We start from the raw sequence: 16964 nt of genomic DNA on the forward strand, positions 1-16964 counted from the left end.
TAGGCCACCTCTGGTCTGACAGGGATACTGTGGGCGTTTTCCAACAAGGCGATGGCGCGATGAAACACCTGTTGAGTGCTCTCTTTTTTCTGCTGATATCGGGCGTCCCGCAACTCGCCGCAGAGCCTGCCGTCTTCGACGAGCTGACGATGGCAAGCGAGCTGGATTCCGGTCTGCAGAACGATGGGAATCAGGCGTTGTTGTGGCAATTCGGTAGCGAGCAGCAACTGCACCTCACCCAGCAAGGGGAGCTGAATCAGGCGCGTCTGCTGCAACAGGGCTGGGCCAATGAGTTGGCGCTCTCCCAGGTGGGAGATGAGAACTGGGTCAATGGCGCGCAACTGGGCGAGGGTAATAGCGCCGAGCTCTATCAGGCGGGCATCAATAACCGGATTTGGCTGCTGCAACAAGGCAGCGGCAATGAAGCCTGGATCAGTCAGCAAGGGGCAGACAATCAGGCCCGGGCTATCCAGCTGGGTGATGGCAATCAGGCCAGCATCGAGCAAAACGGTAACGGATTGGCGGCAACCGTTATTCAGACGGGAGCCAATCAGCAAGTAAATGTCGTTCAAACCAACTGAGCCTAGGCTCAACCATTAGCACGAGAGGGAAATCATGTTTAAACGTACCATCATTGCCTCGGCAGTTCTTCTGGCGACCAGCACCGCTTGGGCGGCATCTACTGGCAACGACGCTTTTGTCACGCAGTTAGGCGATACCAACAAGGCAACCGTTAACCAAGTGGTGTCTAGTGTGGATAACCGGGCTGATATCTATCAAGAAGGTGAAAACAACGAAGCGTTGACCACCCAGGAAAATACCGGCAGCTCGGTAGCCAATACCAGCCAGGTCGGCACTAGCAATAGCGGCGTAGTGCTGCAATCGGGAAATACCAATCTCTCCACCGCAACCATTGACACCAACGGAAGCCGGAACAGGGCAAGTGTTACCCAGCAGATCGACAATGGCAGCGCTACCGCCACAATTAACCAAGGGGCTGCCGGCAGCGATGCCAACGACAACAGGGCCACTATCGGACAGAACAATGCCGATCAAGCCAGCTCGGTGATTAACCAGCTTTCAAATGGTAACGCGGCCACCATTGACAACTATTGGTCAGACTTTGCCGAGGCAACCGTTACCCAGCAGGGGGATGGTGGGCATACAGCCACAGTCTTCCAAGTCGCTTCGGATGGCGCCAATGCCGAGGTAACTCAGGAGGGAGCAGGTCAAACCGCCACCGTTAATCAGAATACCGGAAATTATGGACTTGCCGCCGCCGAGGGTACCAGTGCCAGCGTAGTGCAGCGCGGCGAACTCAATACGGCTTTAGTCCTTCAGTTCGACCAAAATAACGTAGCGGAGGTCACGCAGGTGGCTGAGCGCGGACAGTATACCCTGACCCAGCGAGGCTCGGCCGATAATCAGGGTAACCGGGCTGTTGGTTATCAGGCAGGAACCGGCGAGACAGCAACGGTGGCCCAAACCGGTAACAGCAACTACGCAAACACTTATCAAGTCGGGAGCGGCAACACCACCGAGGTGGCCCAGACCGGCGATGATAACGTTGCCGATGCTGGTCAGTATGGTAGCAACTCCCTGGTGACCCTGACCCAGGAGGGCGATGGCAACTTTGCAATTGGCAATACCTATGGTGGAGACGATAACACCGCCACAGTTAGCCAGACCGGCGATCGCCACATTGCGGATGTGGGCGCTTATGGTCAAGGTAACGAGGTGACCGTGACCCAGACCGGGCTCAACAATGCAGCGTATGCATTTGGCAATGGCATCAATAACACTGTCACTGTGACCCAGAGCGACAGCGGTAACTTTGCCTCCGCCTACTCCTATGGCACAAACAACCTGATCCTGGTGAATCAGGGTCAGTAACCATGATGTTAACCAAGGGCCTGCGGGCCCTTTTTTCATTATTGTGGGTCGCTGGGCTGATGTGTGGAGCTTCAGATGCCGTTTGCGAGGATCATCAAATGGACATGGCCCTTAACCTCAATGTGACTCAACACGCTCAGGGGGTCTCACTGGCTCCGACGCTGCTCAGCGATCACGATGTGACGGTGAGCTTCAGGTTGCTGGTGCGCAGCAAGGGGGCGGGGGGCAGCAGCACCCAGAGCCAACGTCGAACCCTGTCACTGGCAGCCGGGCAAATGCGCGATGCCGGCAATGCCACCTTGTCGTTGCGTTGCCCCTATCAGGTCGAGATAACGGCTGAGGTTTGGCAAAACGGGCAACGGTTGTTGCAAAAAAACGAGTCGCTGACGTGCCCTGTGTGATGCTATGTTCGCTTAAAAGCTGTCTATTCATCCAGTAGTCTCTATGCCATACTGACTCGCTCAGGTTTCTGTATCGAGCGTGCAACAAGATGGAAAAGATCGTGGTCCGGGGTGCTCGCACCCACAACCTCAAGAACATCAATCTGACCCTGCCCCGCGACAAGCTGATCGTGGTCACCGGCCTCTCCGGTTCGGGCAAATCCTCTCTGGCGTTCGATACCCTCTATGCCGAGGGGCAGCGCCGCTATGTGGAGTCCCTCTCCGCCTATGCCCGCCAATTCCTCTCCCTGATGGAGAAGCCGGACGTCGACCATATCGAGGGGCTCTCGCCCGCCATCTCCATCGAGCAGAAATCCACTTCCCACAACCCGCGCTCGACCGTCGGTACCATCACCGAGATATACGACTACCTGCGTCTGCTGTTTGCCCGGGTCGGTGAGCCCCGCTGCCCGACCCACGCCATTCCGCTCGCTGCCCAGACCATCAGCCAGATGGTGGATCAGGTGCTGGCCCAACCGGAGGGGAGCAAGCTGATGCTGCTGGCCCCGGTGGTGCGTGATCGCAAGGGGGAACACACCAAGTTGCTGGAGAATCTGGCGGCGCAGGGTTATATCCGTGCCCGTATCGACGGCGAGGTGTGCGATCTCTCCGATCCTCCTACGCTGGAGCTGCACAAGAAGCACACCATCGAGGTGGTGGTGGACCGCTTCAAGGTGCGCGAGGATCTGGCGCTGCGTTTGGCCGAGTCGTTCGAGACGGCGCTGACCCTCTCCGGCGGCATCGTACTGGTAGTGCCGATGGACGGGGAGGAGGGCGTCGCTCCCATGACCTTCTCCGCCAACTTCGCCTGCCCGGAGTGTGGCTACTCCATGTCGGAGCTGGAGCCGCGCATCTTCTCCTTCAACAACCCGGCCGGTGCCTGCCCGACCTGCGACGGCCTCGGGGTGCAGCAATATTTCGATCCGGCCAAGGTGATCGGCGATCCGGCCATCAGTCTGGCCAACGGCGCCATCCGTGGCTGGGACAAGCGCAGCTTCTACTACTTCCAGATGCTGAAATCCCTCTCCGAACACTACAAGTTCGATCTGGAGACGCCGTGGGAAGATCTGCCGGTCAAGACCCAGGAGGTGATCCTGCGCGGCTCCGGTCGCACCGAGATCGAGTTCCGTTATATGAACGATCGCGGCGATGTGGTAGTGCGCAAGCACCCGTTCGAGGGGATCCTGCACAACATGGAGCGACGCTACCGGGAAACCGAGTCCAACTCGGTGCGCGAAGAGCTCTCCAAGTACATCGCCAACAAATCCTGTACCAGCTGCGGTGGCAGCCGACTGCGAGAAGAGGCGCGCCACGTCTTCGTCGATAACCGCAACCTGCCGGCCATCGCCGAGCAGTCTATCGGTGATGCGCTGGCCTTCTTCGAGGGGTTGAACCTCACCGGCCAGCGCGCCCAGATTGCCGAGAAGATCCTCAAAGAGATCGTCGAGCGGCTTGGCTTCCTGGTGAACGTCGGCCTCAATTACCTGAGCCTGTCGCGCAGCGCCGAGACCCTCTCCGGTGGCGAAGCACAGCGCATTCGACTGGCCAGCCAGATTGGTGCCGGTCTGGTAGGCGTCATGTATGTACTCGACGAGCCTTCCATCGGCCTGCACCAGCGTGACAACGAGCGGTTGCTCAAGACTCTCACCCATCTGCGCGATCTCGGCAACACGGTGATCGTGGTGGAGCACGACGAGGATGCCATTCGCCTCGCCGACCATGTGCTCGATATCGGCCCGGGAGCCGGGGTGCACGGCGGGGCCATCGTCGCGCAGGGCACGCCGGAGGAGATCATCAATAATCCGGAGTCACTGACCGGTGACTACCTCTCCGGGCGCAAGCAGATCGCTATTCCCGCCGAGCGTACACCGCTTACCGGCAAGTGGCTGAAACTCAAGGGAGCGAGCGGCAACAACCTGCGCAACGTCAACCTGGATCTGCCCATCGGGGTGATGACTTGCGTCACCGGCGTCTCCGGCTCCGGTAAGTCGACCCTGATCAACGATACCCTGTTCCGCATCGCTCACCGCGAGCTCAACAAGGCCACCGAATCCACCCCGGCGCCCTATCGCAGCGTGGAAGGGCTGGAGCATCTGGACAAGGTGGTAGATATCGATCAGAGCCCTATCGGCCGTACCCCGCGCTCCAACCCGGCCACCTACACCGGCCTGTTTACCCCGATCCGCGAACTGCTTTCCGGCACCCAGGAGGCGCGCTCGCGCGGCTACCAGCCGGGCCGCTTCTCCTTCAACGTGAAGGGGGGGCGCTGCGAGGCGTGCCAGGGGGATGGCGTCATCAAGGTGGAAATGCACTTCCTGCCGGACGTCTACGTGCCGTGCGACGTCTGCAAGGGCAAGCGCTACAACCGCGAGACGCTGGAGGTGAAGTACAAGGGCAAGAACATCCACGAAATCCTCGAGATGACGGTGGAAGATGCCCGCGAGTTCTTCGATCCGGTGCCGGCGGTGGCGCGCAAGCTGCAGACCCTGATGGACGTGGGCCTCTCCTATATCCGTCTCGGCCAGTCTGCTACTACCTTGTCGGGCGGCGAGGCGCAGAGGGTCAAGCTGGCGCGGGAGCTCTCCAAGCGGGATACCGGCCAGACCCTCTACATTCTGGATGAGCCGACCACCGGGCTGCACTTCCACGATATCCAGCAACTGCTCAAGGTGCTGCACCAGCTGCGGGATCGCGGCAACACCATCGTCATCATCGAGCACAATCTGGATGTGGTAAAAACTGCCGACTGGATCGTCGATTTGGGACCGGAGGGAGGCGCCGGTGGTGGCCGCATTCTGGTGACGGGGACGCCGGAAGCGATTTGCACCAATAAAGAGTCTCATACAGCTCGTTTTTTGCGGCCACTATTGGCGCGATAAGCCGTTATAATCGAGGGGCCTTTGGCCCCTTTTTGTTATAAAAATCGGGAGCATAGGGGGAAGCTCGTCAAGTGTGGGCAGGCTTGGCATCTCAGCATCATGGTAATGGATATATCGGGTTATGGCTCAGGCTCCGCGCACGATTGATCATCAGTTGGCTTACTCCATGTTCCCCATCTGGCTGGGGGCGATCCTGCTATTGCTGGTGCTGCTGGCGTGGGCCCAGATCCCGGCCGCCAGCCGGATTGAGGAGCAACGAATGAAGGAGCATCTGCTGCGCGTGAGCAAGGCGGTGCAGGCGGATGTGACGGCTATGGATGCATTCAGTCGGGATTGGGGCATCTGGGATGACAGTCACCGCTTTATGGGCACCAAAAGCAGGTCGTACATCGAATCCAACCTGTTTAGTGATATGCCGATGCGGGATTTTAGTCTCAACCTGATGAGCTTCATGGATCTCACCGGCTACGAAATCTGGACGCGCACACTGCTACCCGATGCGCCGGGGATCAATCCGGATCAGTTTCCTTACTTCCTTGATGAACTGAAAAAGCAGTTGAGAGAACGCTCGGTGGCGGAAGGGGGCATCAATCTGCACGGGATCCGTGCTTCCCAGTGGGGGCCGCTGATGTACTCGTGGCAGCCGATCAGAAATAGTGACGAGTCGGCCCCGTTCAACGGTTTCTTGCTGGTTGTACGTTGGCTCGACAAGGCCTACCTCGAGCAAGTATCGGAGCGTACCGCGCTGCCACTGGCGATTTCCCACGCCAATCTGGATGTCACCGCTACCTTCAAACCACTGAAACCGCAAATAACGTATCGCCTGATCGACCTTGGGCTTACCCGGCTCAGGGGAGAGGTGCGACTGCTCAACAGCGATAACCAGCCGGTACTGACTCTGGTGATTGAGGAGGAGAGAAAGATCTTGAGTGGCGTCATGGAGGGGGCGCTCTGGACCTTTATCGGCATGCTGTTTATCAGTTTTATCTGCGTCATGATCGCCATGTACCGGCTCAACAGCATTGTGCTTACCCCGTTACAGCAGCTGGTGTCGGCGCTGCAGCGCTTTGGCGATCGACCCGATGCCACCTTGATCCCCTATATCGACAGCAGCGCCGAGATGGCGACCCTGAGCAGCAGGTTCAGGGAGATGGCCAGCAAGGTCAGTCAGCAACACGATGATTTGTTGGAAAAATCCAGCCAGATGGAGATGGCTGCATTCACCGACCCCTTGACCCGTTGCTTCAATCGTCGCTATCTCGATGGCTGGTTGCAGGCCAACCGGGCCAAACCTTGTCTGTTATTGCTGCTGGATCTGGATCATTTCAAGCGGATCAATGATCGCTTGGGCCATGACATCGGGGATCTGGTGCTGAAACAGTTGGCGGATCTGCTGCGTAAGGTGGTGACAGGAGAGCGCGAGCCTATCATCCGGCTGGGCGGGGAGGAGTTCTTGTTGCTGTTGCAGGTGGATGACGAGCAAGAGTTGGCGCTGCGGGTCGAATATCTGCGCCAGCGTGTCGCTCAGCACCGCTTTGGCAAAGAGAATGCGCCACTCTGGTTGACTGTATCGCTGGGGTTCTGCCGCTATCCGTTGCACCCGGAATACCCGGATTCATTCTGGAGTCACAGCTTCAAACTGGCGGACATGGCGCTGTATCAGGCCAAAGTCGGCGGACGAAATTGGTGGTGTGGCTACGCTGGTAGCCTCTCTGCTGAGGGAATGGGCCAGACTCCGGAACAGCTTGCCGAAAGGGGGCATATCACCCTGCTGCACTCTGTCAATCCGGATTAACCCTGCCGTACCAATACCAGATAGGCCAGGGCGACAATAAAACCGAGCAGGATAAAGAGAAAGGATCCGATTCCCCACACGGCCGCGAGAAAGGCCCCCACCTTTTGCCATTTCGACTCATTTTTCATAAATAAACCATTACTTCCCAGTAACTTGTATGGCGCAAAAAATACGCTGATTTGCCCATGTTAACAACAATTAATAGCCACTCTGCCGCGCAATAAGATGTAGTTTGTTTGCTCCTTTTGTCTCTGGAAGCGGGTAGTTACAACCTGTCCAAACAGGTATTTCGGCTTGTTGTCTGGGGACTCAACGAGATTGGAATGGCGCGCAAAGATGTCACACCAATCGATTTATTTCTGTGCAACCTTTGCTCCAAGTCAATAACTTTGCATTTACAAGGGCATATAGTCAGCGGGCTTACAGCATCAAATGAAAACAAAAAAAGGGATTACGTGATGAAAAAATTACTTCCTCTGATGATTGCCGCTGCAGTGACCTCTCCTTTCGCCATGGCCCATCAGGCTGGTGATATTCTGGTTCGTGGTGGTTTGGCCATCGTTTCTCCTCAGGAGAGCAGTGACAACGTATTGGGTACCGGTGAATTTGAGATTAACAGTAATCAACAGCTTGGCCTGACCCTCGGTTATATGATCACCGACAACTGGGGTGTTGAGTTGCTGGCTGCAACCCCGTTCTCCCATCGTGTGAGCACTGCTGGATTGGGGGAAATTGCCAAGGTTAAGCATCTGCCACCCACATTGATGGCCCAATACTATTTTGGCGATGCCCAGAGCAAGGTTCGCCCGTATGTTGGTGTGGGCGTGAACTACACTACCTTCTTTGATGAGAAAGGGGTGGGAGCACTTGATGGTGCGAATATCAGCCTTGACGACTCTTGGGGTCTGGCAGGTCAGGTCGGTATCGATATGGCGGTTACAGATCGCTGGTTTGTAAACGGTTCAGCCTGGATCATGGATATCGATACAGATGTTAAAGTTGATGGTGTTGGCACCTTCAAAACGCATATCGACCCGATGGCCTTTATGGTGGGTGTTGGCTACCGCTTCTAATGATTCGGATTGCGGTTCTGAACGGACCGCGGAAGATAGCAAAGTACGTCTCTTTCAGCCCGGCTTTTGCCGGGCTTTTTTTGGTTGGCTGATTTGTCTGGACTGTGATCCAACCCGATACAAATCAATTAAATACCTGCCGCTTTATTTCAGTTATTCGCCACCCCTGCCGATAGTGACTATGTTCACTTTACCTTCCCCCAATGAGTGAGGATGTCTCCATGGGCTTATCTATCGTGCAGCGGATCATCGCCGGATTCGTGTTGATGCTGCTGTTGCTGATCCTGCTTGGTGTGATCAGTACCTTTAAAATTAAGGGTATAAATGACGGCCTCTCTGCCGTATCTGACCGGGCAACCCCGCTGGTAGTTGCTGTCGCAGGTCTCAAGGGGGCACTGCAGGATAGTAACCGCTGGGTGTTGGTCTACCGCACCAGTGAAGATGCCGCCCAGTTGCCGCAGCTGGCCAATCAGTTCAAGGAGCAACAGAACCGCTTCGCCCAACTGAGCCAGGAGATGGGTAAATTTACCGACGTAGCAGATGCTCGTGCTCGCTTCCAACAGGTCGAGAGTGCTACCACCCAATTTTATGGCTTGGCTGATCAGGTGTTGGCCCAGCATCGGCAGTGGGTCAGTGCGCTGGAGCAGCGCCACAAGCTGGAGATGGAATTTATCCGTCTTGAGGATACCTACCAGTGGGCGGCGGATCTGCTGCTGCAACAGACCGCCAGCAAGCGCTCCATGCGCAACAAGGCAGAGCTTATTACCTCGGGTATCGCTCGCGATCTGAAGAATATCCGCCGTGCCGATGCCAAAACCGACCTGAACGAGCTGGAAAAGGTACTCAGCAAGGATATAGAGATGGCCCGCAAGCGGTTGGAGCGGGTGCTGGTGCCCGATGATGTAAAAGCACGCTTTGTCTCCAATCTGGATCGGATGCAGGAGCTGGCGCTCGGCGCTCAGGGCTTGCTGGCGACCATGCGACAGGCTCAGCAATTGGCGCTGTCGCTGGCCACGCAAAATCAGCAGCTGGATGCCAGTTTGGTCAACAGCCTCAATTTGCTCGATGAGATGGGCAAGTCTGCCGGTGCCATCGCCAGCGATAGTCGGACCAACGCCGATGCGGCGGTCAGCAGCGCCAGCTTCTGGATCCTGGTGGTTGCCGCGATGTCGGCCGCTGCCGCGCTGGTGATCGGCTATACCACGGCGCGCAGCATTCAGCGCCCGCTGCAGATGATCAACAAGGAGCTCGATTACATGGCGGCCGGTGACATGACCCGCCGCATCAACTACCGCAGCAGTTGCGAATTTGGCAGCCTCTCTCGCTCCATCGATGCGCTGGCGGGCAAGACCGGCGAGCTGCTCTCTCAAATCAATGCGGGCTCCCGTCATCTGGTGGATGAAGCGAGCCGCGCCGCCGAGATCAGCGAACGGGCCATGTCCCGGGTACAGGAGCAGAAGAGCCAGACCGATCAGGTGGCCGCCGCCATTACCGAGCTGGAAGTGAGCGCCACCGAGGTGGCCCGCTCTACCGATGGCACCAAGCGGGAAGTGGATCTGGCCGATGAAGAGGCGCGCAATGGTCGCCAGAAAGTGGCCACCACTCGCCGGATCACCGAGCAACTGGCTGGCGCCATGGAAGAGGCGGTCGGGATCACCTACAAGCTTGGGGAATTCAGTAACAACATCGGCAGCATTCTCGATGTGATCCGCAGTATTGCCGAGCAGACCAACCTGTTGGCCCTGAACGCCGCCATCGAAGCGGCCCGTGCTGGCGATGCCGGTCGCGGTTTTGCGGTGGTGGCCGATGAGGTGCGGGCACTGGCCAACCGCACCCAGACCTCGACCGAAGAGATCCAGGGGATGATTGAGAACCTGCAGAGCTCCAGCAAGCATGTGGTTGAAGTGATGGGGCGCAGTCAGGAACAGACCCAGAGCTGTGTCGAGCAGACTCGCGAGATGGATTTGGCGCTGCAATCCATTGCCGATCGGATGGGGGCCATCAAGTCGATGGCCGATCAAGTGGCCCATGCCGCTCAGGAGCAGATCTCCGTCAGTCAAGGGGTCGCTCGTCATATCGCCGGTATTGCCGATGTGGCATACGAAACCGAGCGGGAGGCGCGCGAATCCGCCAGCAGCAGCGAAGTGCTGGCCGACCTGGTCGCCAAACAGCAGCAATTGATCGCACATTTCAAGGTCTAGGAGGGCTTATGTCTAAAAAGTGGATTGGAGCCCTGAGTCTCCTGTTGTGTGGCCCGCTGATGGCCAGCGAGCTGGTGATTGAAAGCTGGCGAACCGATGATAAGGCGTTGTGGGAGCAGAAGATTATCCCGGCGTTTGAAGCGGCACATCCCGGCATCAAGGTGAGTTTTCATCCGGTGCAGAACGTCAACTACATGCCAACTTTGTGGGAGAGCCTGAAAGGCGGTAAGGCGGGGGATCTTATTACCTGTCGTCCGTTTGATGACTCGCTCGCCCTGTTCAAGGCTGGCCATCTGGCCGAGCTGACCGAGATGGCGGGGATGGAGAACTTCCCGAGTTTTGCCCAGTCACCCTGGCAGACTGATTCCGGTGCCCAGACTTTCTGCGTACCCATGGCCTCGGTGATCCATGGCTTCTTCTATAACAAGAAGATCTTCAGTGAGTTGGGGCTCACCTTGCCGCAAACCCGCGACCAGTTCTTTGCCGTGCTGGACAAGATCAAGGCCGACGGGCGTTATGTGCCGCTGGCCATGAGTGGTTCCGAGAGCTGGGTTGCCTCCGAACTGGGGTTCCAGAATATTGGTCCCAATTACTGGAAAGGGGAGGACGGTCGTCTGGCGCTGATCGGCGGACAGGAGCGGTTGGACAATCCCCAGTATGTGAAGGTGTTCGACGAGCTGGCCCGTTGGCGTTCCTACCTCGGTGAAGGTGGTGAGAGCCGCGATTACGCGACCAGCAACGAGTTGTTCACGTCGGGCAAGGCTGCCTTCTATGTGGCGGGCTCCTGGGAGATTGCCCCTTTCACCGGCAAGGTCGATTTTGGCGTCATGCGTCCGCCCGTGGCCAAACAGGGTGATGGCTGTTTCTTTACCGACCACACCGATATCGGTATGGGGATGAATCCGGCCAGCAAGAACAAAGAGGGTGCAATGGCCTTCCTGCAGTGGCTGACGACGCCGCAATTTGCCGAGCTCTATACCAACTCGCTGCCGGGATTCTTCTCCCTCTCCAACCACTTCTTCGATGTCACCAATCCGGCGGCCAAAGAGATGATGGAGTGGCGCGATCAGTGTGACTCGACCATTCGGGTGGCGACCCAGATCCTCTCCCGTGGTACGCCCAAGTTGGGGGATGAACTGGCCGAGGTGAGTCAGGCAGTGCTGCTTGGCAAGATGGAGCCCAAGGCGGCCGCGGATCGACTGGAAGGTGGCTTGAAGGGCTGGTATGCCCCTCATCAGGGCAACAAGACCAAGAGCGCAGATTGTCAGTGTGATGCCGTCACGCCTGCTCCGGTTTCAGCACCGGCCGCAGTGGTGTCCGCCGCACCCGCGACCAGTGACACGCCGGCCGTGGTGGCACCTGCTGTGACTCCCGCAGAACCTGCATCAGCAGCGACGGCGCCAGTCCCCGCTCCTGCGGCTGATGTGGAGCAGGCGCTCTCCAACGAGCTGGAAGCGCCGCAGCAATAACTCATCAGCATAACTAACAAGCGGGAGGCATCAGCCTCCCGTTTTTATTGATGGCTCGCGGCCAGAGCGAATCGCTTTATTGTGTTTCGTGGGGCCAGCGACAGAGGCTGCCGATGCGGGCTACCGGGGCGAACCCCAGAGAGCGATAAATGCGCTGGGCATGATAGTGCTCGTCGGCCACGATGATCAGCTGTTTGGCGCGTGACAATCCTGCGCGAGCCACTTGACTCAGCAGCTGGCGGCATAATCCTTGGTTGCGCCACGCTTGGTGAGTGCGTACCAACTGGAAACGGCCCAGCGGGCCGCAGAAGAAGAGACCACAACTGGCGACCAGTTGCCCCTCTTGCCAGATCCCCCACCAGTCCCCGAGTCCATCGGCAATCATGGCCTGATAGAGCGCCCGGCGGGATTGCAGATAGGGGAGATAACTCTCTGCCGTGTGCCCCTCATCCCGCTCATGGAGTTCGAAGTCGAGCCACTCTTGCCAATCCGCAGTAGTGAAGGTGCGTGCCTCAACCTTGTCCATGTCACCGTGAGGAGGTGGGCAGCTCTGTTCATCCAGCGCCAGCACCACACACTCCATATACTGGTATCCGGTTGCGACAAAACCGGCGATCCGGCTGTTTTGTCCGGCGGCCAGTGGCCATTGGAAGGTGCGGTGGCGCACTCGAGGATCCTGGCCGATCAGCTGATCAAATGTGGCTTCCAGCCAGCCTTTGTCACGGTCGCTGGGAGGGTTGGGGAGTAGCAGGTAGTTGCCGAAGTAGTAGTCGGGAGCATCCGGCGTGCGAACCGCCCAGAACTGCTCATGCTGGATGACCTCGCCCTGATAGCGATCGAACAGCAAGTCGGTGGCAAAGCCGGGGTGGGTATCCATGATGGTGCTCCTGCAAAGACTCATTCTGTTATCGGCAGGAGTGGGAAATAGATGAAAAGGGGCCGGAGAAACCTCCGGCCAAACAATCACACGCAGATTCAGAACGTCCAGGACGATCTGCCCCCATCATAACTCGACTGGGGCAATTTTGGGATGGGCACTTTTCGGTTACGTACCGTTAATTTTGTAAATATGAAGTTCGTCAGATCGGATGTGAGGTAAATCCCTGTTGACTTTGTGTCGTTTTACTCATAAATATAAAGACGTTTAGACGTCCAAACATCCGTTTTGACGTAGGCAGATGGATTGCAGGACAGGGAGAAGAGCAGATGGGATTTCACAGTGCACGTCAGGTTGAGGCGCTCAACCAGAGCTTGGCAGATTTGAATGGCGATATATCGGTCAGTTTCGAGTTTTTTCCGCCCAACAGTGAAGGGATGGAGAATACCCTCTGGCAGTCCATCGAACGGCTGAAAGTGCTGGAACCCAAGTTCGTCTCCGTCACCTATGGTGCCAACTCTGGCACCCGTGATCGCACCCACAAGGTGATCAAGGACATCAAGGAACGGACCGGCCTGATTGCGGCGCCGCACCTGACCTGTATCGATGCCAGCCGCGACGAGCTGCGCACCATTGCCCGCGACTACTGGAACAGCGGTATTCGCCATATCGTGGCTCTGCGCGGTGACTTGCCGCAGGGGTTGGACAAGCCGGATATGTATGCCACCGATCTGGTTGCCCTGCTCAAGTCAGAGGCTGACTTCGATATCTCGGTTGCCGCCTATCCGGAAGGGCACCCGGAGGCCAAGAGTGCGCAATCCGACCTGCTCAACCTCAAACGCAAGATTGATGCTGGTGCCAACCGCGCCATCACCCAGTTCTTCTTCGATGTGGAAACGTACTTGCGCTTTCGGGATCGCTGCGCCGCCATCGGCATCGATGCCGAAATCGTGCCGGGGATCCTGCCGGTCTCCAACTATCAGACCCTGGCCAAGTTTGCCGGTTTTACCAACGTGAAGATCCCGCGCTGGATGCATCAGCGTTTCGAGGGGCTGGATAACGATCAGATGACCCGCAATCTGGTGGGGGCGAGCATCGCCATCGATCAGGTGCGGGTGCTGAGTCAGGAAGGGGTGAAGGATTTCCACTTCTATACCCTGAACCGCTCCGAGCTGACTTATGCCATCTGCCATACTCTGGGGGTTCGTCCCAAGGGCTGATCAGTGCTCACCGCGATAAAAGCAAAAAGCCAATGAGTTGCTCATTGGCTTTTTCGTTATGGCCGATTATCAAGGTCTGGTCGGGGCGATCTCTTTTGGCTCAAGATCGATGACCGCATTACCGGCAGCCCCCGGATACTGGCGATAGACCTGATCCTGCTCCAGTGTGTAGAAGGTATCCAGATAGTCGTCGTTGTTGGTCATCCAGGAGTCGGGCAGCGCCTTGACGATGCGACCGCCGAGATCGAGGAAGGGCAGTGCTTCCGGCACGCCACCCGCGGTAAAGCCGAGTTTGAGGGCTTCAATCAGCAGGGCGCTCAGCTCCTTGTAGTTGACGTTGTCATCCTGCTCCATCATCACCACATCGACGGCACCCCAGCGATAGCGATCCCAGTAAACCAGGATCTGGTTGGGGGTGTAGTCTGTGTTGTCATAGTCGAGGTAGGGCATGTCGACAATATCGACTACTGGCTCATCCCGGCTGGGATTGACCCCTGCGACCACCGCATACACTTCGGCCGCGCCGAGCAGCCAGGGCTCCTGATCATCCTTCAGTCTGATCTTTTTCAGGATACTGGTCTTGAGTGGCGTCGTGCTGGCCGCCACTCGCGGAGCGCTTTGCAGATCCGCATCGGCCAGCGCCTTGCGCATCACCTTCAAGCCTGCGTTCTTGGCTTTGACGGGATCGGCTTCGACTACCAGAACCGGCCGGGCCGGTGCCTTGTCCACATCCAGATAGACGGGATTGCCAGCGCTGTCGAACGCTTCAATGGCGCTCCAGCTCTTCTCATCTCCACTTGGAACATAGGCGACCAGCGGTTCGACGCCCTGTTGCAGTGCTGCGGCCTGAGCGGTGTTGGCCAGTCGCAACTGCATCAGTTGCTTGACCTCGCCATCCAGTCCTTGCCGGCTGATGGCCGCCTGGTTGGCATCGGTCGCTTGCCGTTTAAGGCGCGGGCTGGCCTTCTGCAGCAGGGTGGGAAGCGGGCTCTGGTATTGCTGATTGCTCAGCAGGGGCAGCAGGTTTTTCTGCTGAAGTGCGAGCTGGCGAGCCAGCTCTCGATCCGTATCGGCAGCCTGGACGCTCGTAGCACCCAGTATGGCCAGTAGTAACAAGACAGCCTGATTTTTCATTTTTATTCTCCGTTATATGGAACCTGACAGGGCACCATGTCCGGGAAGATTGGTGCCCTGGCACCACTAGAAGGAAATTAGTTTCACTTGTGAATCATTTTATCTGGATAGTGTGCAGAGGTTCACGGTTTGAGGTTCAATTGATTCCTTTGTCGATATGATTGGAACTGATAGATAGCCAGACCAATCAGCAGACCCCAGCAGGCTGCCGCGATGCCGAGCAGGCTGATCCCGGACGCGGTAATAATAAAGGTGAGCAGTGCAGCTTCTCGCGCTTCATCCTCTTGCAAGGCAGAGTGCAGGCTGCTGCCGATGGTGCCTAGCAGGGCCAATCCGGCGATGCAGGTGATAAGGGCTGCCGGAAAGGCGCTAAACAGAGCCGCGACGGTCGCACCGAAGCAGCCGGTCACAAGATAAAAGCAACCCGCCCAAACCGCAGCAGGCCAGCGGCGCTTGGTATCCGGGTCGACCTCTTTGCCCATGCAGATGGCGGCTGTGATGGCGGCCAGATTGAAGGCATAGCCGCCAAAAGGGGCGAGCAGCAGGCCGGTCAGGCCGGTCCAGCTGATCAGCGAGGAGGTGGAAGGCTGATAGCCGTGGGCCCGCAAGATGGCAATTCCCGGCATGTTTTGCGATGTCATGGTGACAATGAACAGCGGCAGCGCGATGCCAAACAGGGCATCAAGGGAGAAGGTTGGCCATGTCCAGACCGGGCTGGCGAGTTGCCAGTGAAGGGTGCCCAGTTGCAAATCCCCCCGCACGCTGCAGGTCAGCATCCCCACTCCCAGTACCAGTACCATGGTATAGCGGGGCCAGAGATGACGACCCAGCAGGAAGGCCAGCAGCAGGGTGCCAAGCAGCAAGGGATCTTGCGGGGCGACCTTGAATAGATCCAATCCGAATCTGAGCAGCACGCCAGCGAGCATGGCGGCGGCCAGTGGAGCCGGAATATGTTTCATCAAACGGTCGAACCAGCCGCTGATGCCACACAGAGTGATCAGCAGGGACGAGATCACAAAGGCGCCGATGGCTTCCGCCAGAGTGAAGTTGCCCAGCGTGGTGATCAGCAGTGCCGCACCCGGTGTGGACCAGGCGGTTAGTATGGGTATGCGGTAATAAAGAGAGAGGCCGATGCAGCTCACCCCCATGCCGATCCCCAGCGTCCAGAGCCAGGAGGCAACTTGGGCTGTATCAGCACCCGCTGCCGTGGCGGCCTGGATGATCAGGATGACGGAGCTGGTGTAGCCGACCATCACGGCGATAAAGCCTGCGACCAGATGGGGGAGGGCGAAGGGCATGACTCTTCCTCTTGGCGTTGTGACGCGCTGTGCGTTATTACGTACAATACAGCTTTGACTATATCGCTGTGCGTTATAGCGCACAAGGCGCATCGTGCAAGAGTAATAAAGAGGCAGTTATGCAAGAGATGAGTCAGCATCTGGCTGCTCGACTGAAGGGGCTGCGCAGCGAGCGCGGCTGGAGCCTGGATGCCGCCGCGCGCGAAACGGGTGTCAGCAAGGCTATGCTGGGGCAGATTGAGCGGGGAGAGTCCAGCCCAACGGTTGCGACGCTGTGGAAGATAGTCACCGGTTTTCGAGTCTCATTTTCCAGTTTTATTGAGCCCACACCCGCCGCGCAGGCAGAGGTGCTCTATCGCACCGCCGATGCCATTCGCCAGCAGCCAGCGGGAGAGGGCATGCAAGTGGCACCGCTCTTCCCTTATGAAAACCGGTTTGGTTTCGAGTTGCTTGAGCTGACCCTGTTGCCGGGTTACCAGCGTGAATCCGAGCCCCATGAGCCGGGAGTGACCGAGCATGTCATCGTCATCAGCGGCATGATGGAGGTGCTGGTGGAAGGGGAGTGGCGCTCACTGGTACAAGGGGAGGCGGTGCGTTTTGCTGCCGATCGTCCCCACGGTTATCGCAATCTGGGCATAGCCCCGGCGATCTTCCACAACCTGATCCACTATCCGATGGCAACACC

General features: G+C 57.7%; 14 protein-coding genes (1 of these 14 cut by a window edge). 10 read left to right on the forward strand and 4 right to left on the reverse strand.

All coding sequences use genetic code 11. The features are described 5' to 3' along the window. Positions 1–59 precede the first annotated feature (59 nt). From ACTG1P_RS15820 to ACTG1P_RS15840, 5 genes are all read left to right on the forward strand, one after another. Positions 60–581, forward strand: coding sequence for a curlin (locus ACTG1P_RS15820; protein WP_440001670.1), 522 nt, complete (start codon positions 60–62; stop codon positions 579–581). Between the two features lie 34 nt (positions 582–615). After that, positions 616–1893, forward strand: coding sequence for a curlin (locus ACTG1P_RS15825; RefSeq protein ID WP_440001671.1), 1278 nt, complete (start codon positions 616–618; stop codon positions 1891–1893). A 98-nt stretch (positions 1894–1991) separates the two neighbouring features. Next, entirely contained in the window at positions 1992–2294 is a 303-nt protein-coding gene (gene csgH / locus ACTG1P_RS15830) for a curli-like amyloid fiber formation chaperone CsgH (RefSeq protein WP_440001672.1), read from the forward strand. A gap of 89 nt (positions 2295–2383) precedes the next feature. Further along, positions 2384–5212 carry an excinuclease ABC subunit UvrA gene (gene uvrA / locus ACTG1P_RS15835; protein WP_440001673.1) on the forward strand — a complete coding sequence of 943 codons (2829 nt, stop codon included), beginning with the start codon at positions 2384–2386 and terminating at the stop codon, positions 5210–5212. Positions 5213–5333: 121 nt separating this feature from the next. Beyond that, positions 5334–7007, forward strand: a complete 1674-nt coding sequence (locus ACTG1P_RS15840) for a sensor domain-containing diguanylate cyclase (protein ID WP_440001674.1) — start codon at positions 5334–5336, stop codon at positions 7005–7007. Here ACTG1P_RS15840 and ACTG1P_RS15845 read toward each other — a convergent pair. Then, the gene (locus tag ACTG1P_RS15845) at positions 7004–7135 is read right to left on the reverse strand and encodes a hypothetical protein (RefSeq protein ID WP_019445201.1); all 132 of its coding nucleotides are present in this window, start codon (positions 7133–7135) and stop codon (positions 7004–7006) included. The genes ACTG1P_RS15840 and ACTG1P_RS15845 overlap by 4 nt on opposite strands. A 330-nt stretch (positions 7136–7465) precedes the next feature. On the opposite strand from ACTG1P_RS15845, the gene ompW reads away from it, so the two are divergent. The 3 genes from ompW to ACTG1P_RS15860 all read left to right on the forward strand — a co-directional run bounded on the left by ompW (position 7466) and on the right by ACTG1P_RS15860 (position 11750). After that, entirely contained in the window at positions 7466–8080 is a 615-nt protein-coding gene (gene ompW, locus ACTG1P_RS15850; RefSeq protein ID WP_201984337.1) for an outer membrane protein OmpW, read from the forward strand. A gap of 221 nt (positions 8081–8301) precedes the next feature. Continuing rightward, on the forward strand, positions 8302–10281 hold the full coding sequence (locus tag ACTG1P_RS15855; RefSeq protein WP_440001675.1) for a HAMP domain-containing methyl-accepting chemotaxis protein: 1980 nt from the start codon (positions 8302–8304) through the stop codon (positions 10279–10281). Positions 10282–10289: 8 nt separating this feature from the next. Then, entirely contained in the window at positions 10290–11750 is a 1461-nt protein-coding gene (locus ACTG1P_RS15860; protein WP_440001676.1) for an ABC transporter substrate-binding protein, read from the forward strand. A gap of 76 nt (positions 11751–11826) precedes the next feature. Here ACTG1P_RS15860 and ACTG1P_RS15865 read toward each other — a convergent pair whose 3' ends face one another. Then, positions 11827–12627 (reverse strand): GNAT family N-acetyltransferase, encoded by an 801-nt coding sequence (locus ACTG1P_RS15865; RefSeq protein WP_440001677.1) that lies wholly within the window; start codon positions 12625–12627, stop codon positions 11827–11829. Between the two features lie 329 nt (positions 12628–12956). Between ACTG1P_RS15865 and metF the strand changes: the two genes are divergently transcribed. Beyond that, complete coding sequence (metF, locus tag ACTG1P_RS15870) at positions 12957–13847, forward strand: methylenetetrahydrofolate reductase (RefSeq protein ID WP_033138589.1); 891 nt, start codon at positions 12957–12959, stop codon at positions 13845–13847. A 69-nt stretch (positions 13848–13916) separates the two neighbouring features. On the opposite strand, the gene ACTG1P_RS15875 is transcribed toward metF, so the two are convergent. Continuing rightward, entirely contained in the window at positions 13917–14981 is a 1065-nt protein-coding gene (locus ACTG1P_RS15875; RefSeq protein WP_440001678.1) for a DUF3103 family protein, read from the reverse strand. Positions 14982–15103: 122 nt separating this feature from the next. Next, entirely contained in the window at positions 15104–16279 is a 1176-nt protein-coding gene (locus ACTG1P_RS15880; RefSeq protein WP_440001679.1) for a benzoate/H(+) symporter BenE family transporter, read from the reverse strand. Positions 16280–16398: 119 nt separating this feature from the next. Here ACTG1P_RS15880 and ACTG1P_RS15885 point away from each other — a divergent pair, with 119 nt between their 5' ends. Further along, on the forward strand, positions 16399–16964 hold the 5' portion of the coding sequence (locus ACTG1P_RS15885; RefSeq protein ID WP_440001680.1) for a helix-turn-helix domain-containing protein. The gene runs 4 nt beyond the window's last position; 566 of the gene's 570 nt are visible here — the first part of the coding sequence; it begins with the start codon at positions 16399–16401; its stop codon lies off the right edge, out of view.

The organism is Aeromonas sp. 11P, from assembly GCF_051920165.1.
Lineage (GTDB): Bacteria > Pseudomonadota > Gammaproteobacteria > Enterobacterales > Aeromonadaceae > Aeromonas > Aeromonas veronii.

Bases quoted from the DNA above. Each gene is read 5' to 3' on its own strand.
- ACTG1P_RS15820 (WP_440001670.1), top strand. From the start codon at position 60: ATGAAACACCTGTTGAGTGCTCTCTTTTTTCTGCTGATATCGGGCGTC.
- ACTG1P_RS15825 (WP_440001671.1), top strand. From the start codon at position 616: ATGTTTAAACGTACCATCATTGCCTCGGCAGTTCTTCTGGCGACCAGC.
- csgH (WP_440001672.1), top strand. From the start codon at position 1,992: ATGGACATGGCCCTTAACCTCAATGTGACTCAACACGCTCAGGGGGTC.
- uvrA (WP_440001673.1), top strand. From the start codon at position 2,384: ATGGAAAAGATCGTGGTCCGGGGTGCTCGCACCCACAACCTCAAGAAC.
- ACTG1P_RS15840 (WP_440001674.1), top strand. From the start codon at position 5,334: ATGGCTCAGGCTCCGCGCACGATTGATCATCAGTTGGCTTACTCCATG.
- ACTG1P_RS15845 (WP_019445201.1), bottom strand. From the start codon at position 7,135: ATGAAAAATGAGTCGAAATGGCAAAAGGTGGGGGCCTTTCTCGCGGCC.
- ompW (WP_201984337.1), top strand. From the start codon at position 7,466: ATGAAAAAATTACTTCCTCTGATGATTGCCGCTGCAGTGACCTCTCCT.
- ACTG1P_RS15855 (WP_440001675.1), top strand. From the start codon at position 8,302: ATGGGCTTATCTATCGTGCAGCGGATCATCGCCGGATTCGTGTTGATG.
- ACTG1P_RS15860 (WP_440001676.1), top strand. From the start codon at position 10,290: ATGTCTAAAAAGTGGATTGGAGCCCTGAGTCTCCTGTTGTGTGGCCCG.
- ACTG1P_RS15865 (WP_440001677.1), bottom strand. From the start codon at position 12,627: ATGGATACCCACCCCGGCTTTGCCACCGACTTGCTGTTCGATCGCTAT.
- metF (WP_033138589.1), top strand. From the start codon at position 12,957: ATGGGATTTCACAGTGCACGTCAGGTTGAGGCGCTCAACCAGAGCTTG.
- ACTG1P_RS15875 (WP_440001678.1), bottom strand. From the start codon at position 14,981: ATGAAAAATCAGGCTGTCTTGTTACTACTGGCCATACTGGGTGCTACG.
- ACTG1P_RS15880 (WP_440001679.1), bottom strand. From the start codon at position 16,279: ATGCCCTTCGCCCTCCCCCATCTGGTCGCAGGCTTTATCGCCGTGATG.